This is a genomic window from Herbaspirillum sp. UBA812 (genome assembly GCF_002296545.1).
GTDB classification, from domain to species: domain Bacteria; phylum Pseudomonadota; class Gammaproteobacteria; order Burkholderiales; family Burkholderiaceae_D; genus Herbaspirillum; species Herbaspirillum huttiense.
Window position 1 is genome coordinate 1 of the sequence record NZ_DBIC01000109.1, and the last position, 7,494, is coordinate 7,494.

Genomic DNA, 7,494 nt, shown 5'->3' on the forward strand with positions numbered 1-7,494 from the left:
TTGAATTGCGTCTGGTAATTGCTGCGGGCCCAGAATTGCGGACTGTCGAACAGCGTCTGCAACACGGCCCGGATATCGCCATGGCTGGCCAGGAATTTCTGCGACAGCTTGTTCACCAGCGCCGGATCGGGCTGGTCGGCGACGAAGTATTCCGCCAGCTGGGTCGAGATGAAGCGTGCCGTCGACGGATGATTGGCCAGGATGTCCAGCGCCGCTTCGCCTTCCTGATAGCCGCTCGCCTGCAGCGGTTTGCCGAGGAAGATCTTGGGGCCGTTGTCATGCCGTTGCGCGGCGAAGCGGAAGGGCGAGGCACCGGCCTTCATGGCGTCCACATCGATGGTCCAGCCGGAGAGGATGCGCGCCAGCGTGATCACGTCGGCCTGCTGATAACCGCCATTTACGCCCAGCGTATGCAGCTCCATCAGCTCGCGTGCATAGTTCTCGTTGAGACCCTTGAAGCGGCCGCGCGCACCGGGCGTGCCGGCACCGCTGGAGAGCCAGTTGTCGAGGTAGTAGAGCATCGCCGGATGATGCGCCACCGCCCCCAGCAGATCGCGGAAGTTGCCCAGAGCATAGGGGCGGATGGCGTTCTTTTCATAGTCGCCCACCCAGTAGCGCACCCACTCCTTGCCTTCGAAGACGTTGAAGTGATTGGCCCAGAATTCCGTCATGACTTCTTCCAGCTGGCGCGGGCTTTCGGTAGCCTGCAGCAGCCGCGCCATGTGGAATTGCGGCGTCAGTTCGCGCGGCGCACGCTGGCGCGCGGCCTGCTGCTCTTCCTTGCTGGCGCTGCGGTCGAAGGAGGGCGGGCCATAGTCGACGAACAACTGTGCTGGCGTCATCTGCAGCCCCGGCAGCGCCGCCAGGCGCGCCTGCAAGTCATCGGGCTGGCGGATGCGCTCGGGATGCAGTTGCTGGTCGATGTAACGCTTCACGCCCATGCGCTCCACCTGCTCCAGATCGCCGGGACGCGGGCCATAGGCGAGCCGGTTGAGTACGTGCAGGGCGCGCTCCTGTTCCGACAGCGGGGCACTGGCGGAAGTCGGCCCAGCAGCCTGGGCCTGCCCCAAGGTGCAGGCAACTAGTGCCAGCATCAGCCAGGCTGAACGTGAAGGAAAAAGCTGCTTGAAGGGCGCTTGCATCGACGAGCCTCGCGAGGTCGAAAATTGGGGAGAACAGCTGCAGGCCAGTATGGTGATGGACTTGCACGCGGGCTGTAATAAAGTGTAATGCGCGGGTCTGGCCGCGCCGCGATCCCGTGCTGCTGGGCCGAGCGCCACTGTAGCGCAGCAAGCATTGTTCTTCATACAGGGTGTTACAAAGCTGACGCCTTCGTCAGCTTCCCGCAAGCGCGGTAAAGTATAAAAATTCTGCGATTTGTCACTGTTTTTCAGACGATTCTTATGCGCCGGAAGGCGGCGCTCGACCACAATAACGCCTTCGTCAGCGGCTGCATCAGAAGGGGGGGGCTGATGATGCACCGCAGCGGCTTCACATGATCAGAATACGAGGGGATAGCGCATGACATGGACCTTGGCATCGGCGTTGCGCATCGCGCTGCTGGACGACCACGCCGTGGTGCGTTACGGCCTGGCCAAGCGCCTGGCCGAGGAGCCGGATTTCACCGTGGTCGGCGCCTTCGCCACCAGCAAGGAGCTCATGGCAGCCCTGCGCGCCTCGCCGGCCGATCTGCTGCTGATCGATTATTCGCTGGGCAGCAATGACATCGACGGTCTCAACCTGATCCGCGCCTTGCGCGTGCGCTTTCCGCGTTCCAAGATCCTGGTGACCTCGGCCCACAGCAGCCCGGCGACGGTGGCCATGGCGATGAAGGCGGGGGCACGCGGTTTCGTCAGCAAATCGCAGGAGCTGGCCGAACTGATCCTGGCCATCCGCACCATCAGCCGGGGACGCGAATATCTCAACAGCACCATGACCCGCGAGCTGGCCATCATGCAGGCCGCCGAAGCGGCCACGCGCAGCCAGCCCGAAGTGCGCCCGCCGCGCCGGCGACCGCGCGGCACCGACGTCTCGCCGGACTCGCTGTCGGACATGCCCAGCCTGTCGCCGCGCGAACGGGAAGTTCTGCGCTGCTGCCTGGACGGCATGTCGGTCACCGACATCGCGGAAAAATTCGCACGCAGCGTCAAGACCATCAGCGGGCAGAAGCAATCGGCCTTCCGCAAGCTGGGCGTGCGCAGTGACAACGAACTGTTCAAGATCGAATACCAGATCAAGGAGCTGTAAATGCCGCACCAGAGGGAAAGCGCCACTACCGGGCAACGTGAACCGGCCGTGCTGCAGGTCGATGATTCCGTCACCATTCGTTACGCCATCCAGAACCGCCTGCAGCGGCTCGGCTGCCAGGTCGATTGCGTGGCCGATGGCGGCAGCGCATTGGCCGCCATCCGGGCGCGGCCCTACGGGCTGGTGCTGCTGGATTGCTTCCTGCCCGACATCCCCGGTCAGGAAGTCGCCCGCCAGGTGCGGCAGCTGGAACAGACGCAGCGCCAGCGTCCTTATACGCCACTGATCGGCATTTCCGCCGAGACCGATGCAATGCACGTGCAGCGCTGTCTGGACTGCGGCATGGACGGCATGCTCCCCAAGCCCCTGCAGACCCAGGCCATCCGGCGCCTGCTGGCCCTCTGGTGCGATCTCGACAATGAAGAGGATGGCCAGGCCATGACCCCTGAACAGGAATATGGACAGGATCTGGACCGGCTCTTCCTGCAAACCACCCGCAACGATCTGGCGGCGCTCGAACAGGCCAGCCTGCAGGGCGACCGGGGAAGGATGGTGCAGCTCGCGCACCGCATGAAGGGAGCCGCCCTGACCATGGGACGGCTGGAACTGGTGGCGCTGCTGGATTGCGTGGAAGAAGCGCTGCGCGCCGAGGCCGATGGCCAGGCCGCCATCAGCCTGCTGCTGCAGTCGCTGGCCAGTGCCCTGCAGGCGCGCAGCCTGCAGGCCTGATTCCGTCAGATTCGTTCAGGCACCCACCCACGGCAGGCCGGCCTTGCACCAGCCCTCGATGGTCTTGCGGTGGCCGTTGGCGTCCTTGTTGCCTTCAAAGCCTTCCAGGATATCGAAGCACTGCGTGTAGCCGTTTTCCGTGGCCAGCTTGGCGGCATGCTTGGAGCGCACGCCCGAGCGGCACAGGAACAGCAGCACTTCTCCGGGCCGGGCGGCTTCCTGCAGTTGTTCGAGGAACTGCGGATTGGGCTTGCCCTCGGGGTAGAGATTCCACTGCACCGCCAGGTGCTGCGCCGCCGGGATCTGGACCACGCCGACCCAGTCACGCTCGGCGCGGGTGCGCACGTCGACCAGCTTGATGGCGGGATCGGACTGCAGCAGGGCCAGGGCTTCCTGCGGGGTTACGGCACCGGCATAGGGCAGTTGCCCGTCGGTCGCGCGTTGGGTGGCAGTGCCGAGAATCGAATCGTTGCTCATGGGAAAAGTCTCTGAAGAAGAAAGAAGTGCGGACAGGGAAAGCGCAGGAATTCCGGTGAAAGCCCCTGAAGCGCAACGAAGCCAAGGAAGTCAGTGCGCCTCAAGGGAGATGATTTTAAACAATATAAACAGTTAGGCAATTTTCCCAAGCTGGTGCACGCCGTGCAGCTCATCAAGCGACTGCCCCAACACGGCGCATGCACGAAAGTGGTGCAATTCATATTCAATCACGCGAATATGCATTTGTTCGGTGCATTTTGTGAAATTCGCACTAAAATAATGCATATCTGCAGTGCCTCTGCACCGCGCGCAGCGCCCCAACTGGCGCGTCCTCCCTAAAAACTTCCATTATTGGCGCACCCGAAAGGTTGGTGGCATGGAATCTGCTATCATCCGCGACTGAGTTCGGCGCAAGACCGTTGTATCAAATGCAAAGATCCAGTCGCAGAAAACGGCTCAACACCCCAATTTATACTACTTCCTCGTTTTAGGAGATTCGCATGGCAAGGACGGCCGCAGAGGTTTTGAAGATGGTGAAGGACAACGAAGTCAAGTTTGTCGACTTCCGTTTCGCTGACACCCGTGGCAAGGAACAGCACGTGACCGTGCCGGTTTCGCATTTCGACATCGACAAGTTCGAATCCGGTCACGCCTTCGACGGTTCGTCGATCGCCGGCTGGAAGGGTATCGAAGCCTCCGACATGCTGCTGATCCCGGACCCGAACACCGCCAACATCGACCCGTTCATGGAAGAGACCACCCTCTTCATGCAATGTGACGTGATCGAGCCGTCCGACGGCAAGGGCTACGACCGCGATCCGCGCTCCATCGCCAAGCGCGCTGAAGCCTACCTGAAGTCCTCCGGCCTGGGCGACACCGCCTACTTCGGTCCGGAACCCGAATTCTTCATCTTCGACGGCGTGCGTTGGGGTGCCGACATGTCCGGTTCCTTCGTCAAGATCGACTCCGAAGAAGCTTCCTGGAGCACCGGCGCCGAGATCGAAGGCGGCAACTCCGGCCACCGTCCGACCGTCAAGGGCGGCTACTTCCCGGTTCCCCCGGTCGACAGCTTCCAGGACATGCGTTCGGAAATGTCCCTGATCCTGGAATCCCTGGGCATCCCCGTCGAAGTGCACCACCACGAAGTCGCTGGCGCTGGCCAGAACGAACTGGGCACCAAGTTCTCGACCCTGGTCGAGCGCGCTGACTGGACCCAGACCCTGAAGTACGTGATCTGGAACGTCGCCCACACCTACGGCAAGACCGCAACCTTCATGCCCAAGCCGCTGGTTGGCGACAACGGCTCCGGCATGCACGTGCACCAGTCGGTCTGGAAGGATGGCAAGAACCTGTTCGCTGGCGACGGCTATGCAGGCCTGTCCGAGTTCGCGCTGTACTACATCGGCGGCATCATCAAGCACGCCAAGGCCCTGAACGCGATCACCAACCCCGGCACCAACTCGTACAAGCGTCTGGTCCCCGGCTTCGAAGCTCCGGTCAAGCTGGCCTACTCGGCCCGCAACCGTTCCGCTTCGATCCGTATCCCGCACGTGGCGAACCCGAAGGGCCGCCGCATCGAGACCCGTTTCCCGGATCCCCTGGCCAACCCGTACCTGTGCTTCTCGGCCCTGCTGATGGCCGGTCTGGATGGCGTGCAGAACAAGATCCACCCGGGCGAAGCTGCCACCAAGGACCTGTACCACCTGCCGCCGGAAGAAGACAAGCTGATCCCGACCGTCTGTGCTTCGCTGGATGAAGCCCTGGAGCACCTGGACAAGGACCGCGAGTTCCTGACCCGTGGCGGCGTGTTCACCGACAGCATGATCGATGCCTACATCGAGCTGAAGATGCAGGAAGTCCAACGCTTCCGCATGACCACGCACCCGATCGAATTCGACATGTACTACTCGCTGTAATCGAATCCGCATCCGGAGAAAAAGGGGAAGCTTGCTTCCCCTTTTTTTATGCGCGGCGCACCGCCTGCTGCAGGGCAGTGCGCCCGAAAATTGCTAGTCAAAAAAGATCCGGAACAACATCCGCCGCGGCAAGCCTTTGCAAGATCCAGCCAGACCGGCACGAGACGACATGACCCCAGGCATCAAGAATCCTCCCATGAAGACACCGCTCCCATCCCTCGATGGCCTCGACCTGCTGGCCTCGGCCGTGATCATCCTCGATGCCAATGGCGGCATCGTCTACGCCAATGCCGCCGCCGAGAACCTGCTGGAGAGCTCCTTCAAGGTCCTCTCGCAGCAGAAGCTCTCGGAGCTCTTCCTCAATGGCAAGGAGCTGACCGCGCTGTTCTACCAGGCCATCGAACACCAGTTCGCCGACAAGCGCCTGGACCTGGTGCTGGAGCGTGCCAACCGCGAGCCGCTGCAGGTCCACACCATCGTCACGCCCCTGGACAGTACCGACTGGCCGGTGCTGCTGGAGTTGCGCGAGAACGTCCAGCAACTCAAGCTGGACCGCGAAGAGCGCATGTTCGACCAGAGCCAGGCCAACAAGGAACTGATCCGCAACCTGGCCCACGAGATCAAGAATCCGCTGGGCGGTATCCGTGGCGCCGCCCAGCTGCTGGAGCTGGAGCTGCCCGAGCGCCACCTCAAGGAATTGCGCGAATACACCCAGGTCATCATCAAGGAAGCCGACCGCCTGCAGACCCTGGTGGATCGCCTGCTGGCCCCGCACCGCCACCCGCACATCGTCGGCGACGTCAACATCCACGAAGTCTGCGAACGCGTGCGCAGCCTGGTGATGGCCGAGTTCCCGCAGGGGCTGAGCATCAAGCGCGACTATGACCTGTCGATCCCCGAATTCCGGGGCGACAAGGAGCAACTGATCCAGGCCGTCCTGAACATCGTCCACAACGCTGCGCAAGCACTGGCCGACCGCATCCGTGCCGGTGATGGCGAGCTGATTCTGCGCACGCGCGTCTCGCGCCAGGTGACGCTATCCAAGGTCAGATACCGGCTGGCACTAGACTTGCATATCATCGATAACGGTCCGGGCATTCCTCCCGACATCCAGGAAAGAATCTTCTATCCACTGGTGTCGGGTCGCGAGGGAGGCAGCGGACTGGGGCTGACCCTGGCGCAGACCTTCGTGCATCAGCACATGGGTGTCATCGAATGCGACAGCCGGCCCGGTTGTACCGATTTCAGAATACTTATACCGCTGCCGTGAGCATGGCCGCAGGCGGCGCGCCAAAGCCGAGTGGATGCCAAGGCATCCGGTCCACCAAGGGGGCTGCGGACAGGGCGCCAGAAGCGCCGTGGATCGCGGGAGCATTAACAGCATGACCAACGCAGGAAGAAGTTATTTATGAAGCCAATCTGGATTGTTGACGACGACGAATCGATACGCTGGGTGCTCGAAAAAGCCCTGGCCCGAGAAAATCTCGCCACGCAGAGTTTCTCCAGCGCACGCGATGCGATGGCAGCCCTGCAGAACGGCACGCCGCAAGTGCTGGTGTCCGACATCCGCATGCCCGGTGCCTCCGGCCTGGAACTGCTGCAGACCATCAAGGCCAAGCACCCCGGCATCCCGGTGATCATCATCACCGCCTTCTCGGATCTGGACTCGGCGGTCTCCGCCTTCCAGGGCGGCGCCTTCGAATACCTGGCCAAGCCCTTCGACGTCGACAAGGCGGTCGAACTGATTCGCCGCGCGCTCGACGAGAGCCTGCGCGAAACCGATATCGAGCAGGGTGCAGCCCAGACTCCCGAAATCCTCGGCCAGGCACCGGCGATGCAGGACGTGTTCCGCGCCATCGGCCGCCTGTCGCAATCCAATGTCACGGTGCTCATCACCGGCGAATCCGGTTCCGGCAAGGAGCTGGTGGCGCGTGCCCTGCACAAGCACAGCCCGCGCGCCAGCCAGCCGTTCGTGGCGCTCAACACGGCGGCCATCCCCAAGGACCTGCTGGAATCCGAACTGTTCGGCCATGAACGCGGTGCCTTCACCGGCGCGCAAGCCATGCGCCGTGGCCGTTTCGAGCAGGCCGAAGGCGGCACGCTGTTCCTCGATGAAATCGGCGAC

7 protein-coding genes are annotated in these 7,494 nt (G+C 62.5%); 5 read left to right on the plus strand and 2 right to left on the minus strand.

Translation table 11 applies throughout. From position 1 onward, the window contains the following. Window positions 1-1,094: DUF1800 domain-containing protein (locus B3873_RS07140; protein WP_349676438.1), on the minus strand; the 1,094-nt coding region annotated here is incomplete at its 3' end. Window positions 1,095-1,521: 427 nt separating this feature from the next. Between B3873_RS07140 and B3873_RS07145 the strand changes: the two genes are divergently transcribed. Together B3873_RS07145 and B3873_RS07150 are read left to right on the plus strand one after the other, a co-directional pair. Next, window positions 1,522-2,247 (plus strand): response regulator transcription factor, encoded by a 726-nt coding sequence (locus B3873_RS07145; protein WP_134136105.1) that lies wholly within the window; start codon window positions 1,522-1,524, stop codon window positions 2,245-2,247. Next, a complete protein-coding gene (locus B3873_RS07150) occupies window positions 2,248-2,976 on the plus strand; it encodes a response regulator (protein ID WP_286864932.1) in 729 nt (242 codons plus the stop codon). Window positions 2,977-2,991: 15 nt separating this feature from the next. Here the strand turns inward: B3873_RS07150 and B3873_RS07155 are convergent, their stop codons facing one another. Beyond that, window positions 2,992-3,453, minus strand: coding sequence for a rhodanese-like domain-containing protein (locus B3873_RS07155; protein WP_286864935.1), 462 nt, complete (start codon window positions 3,451-3,453; stop codon window positions 2,992-2,994). 500 nt (window positions 3,454-3,953) lie between these two features. Here B3873_RS07155 and glnA point away from each other — a divergent pair, with 500 nt between their 5' ends. The 3 genes from glnA to B3873_RS07170 form a co-directional block, all read left to right on the plus strand. Then, window positions 3,954-5,369, plus strand: coding sequence for a type I glutamate--ammonia ligase (gene glnA, locus B3873_RS07160; RefSeq protein ID WP_039784873.1), 1,416 nt, complete (start codon window positions 3,954-3,956; stop codon window positions 5,367-5,369). A 196-nt stretch (window positions 5,370-5,565) separates the two neighbouring features. Next, window positions 5,566-6,639, plus strand: a complete 1,074-nt coding sequence (gene glnL / locus B3873_RS07165; RefSeq protein ID WP_134222867.1) for a nitrogen regulation protein NR(II) — start codon at window positions 5,566-5,568, stop codon at window positions 6,637-6,639. A gap of 138 nt (window positions 6,640-6,777) precedes the next feature. Then, the coding region (locus B3873_RS07170; protein WP_286864936.1) for a sigma 54-interacting transcriptional regulator at window positions 6,778-7,494 on the plus strand (717 nt) is incomplete at its 3' end.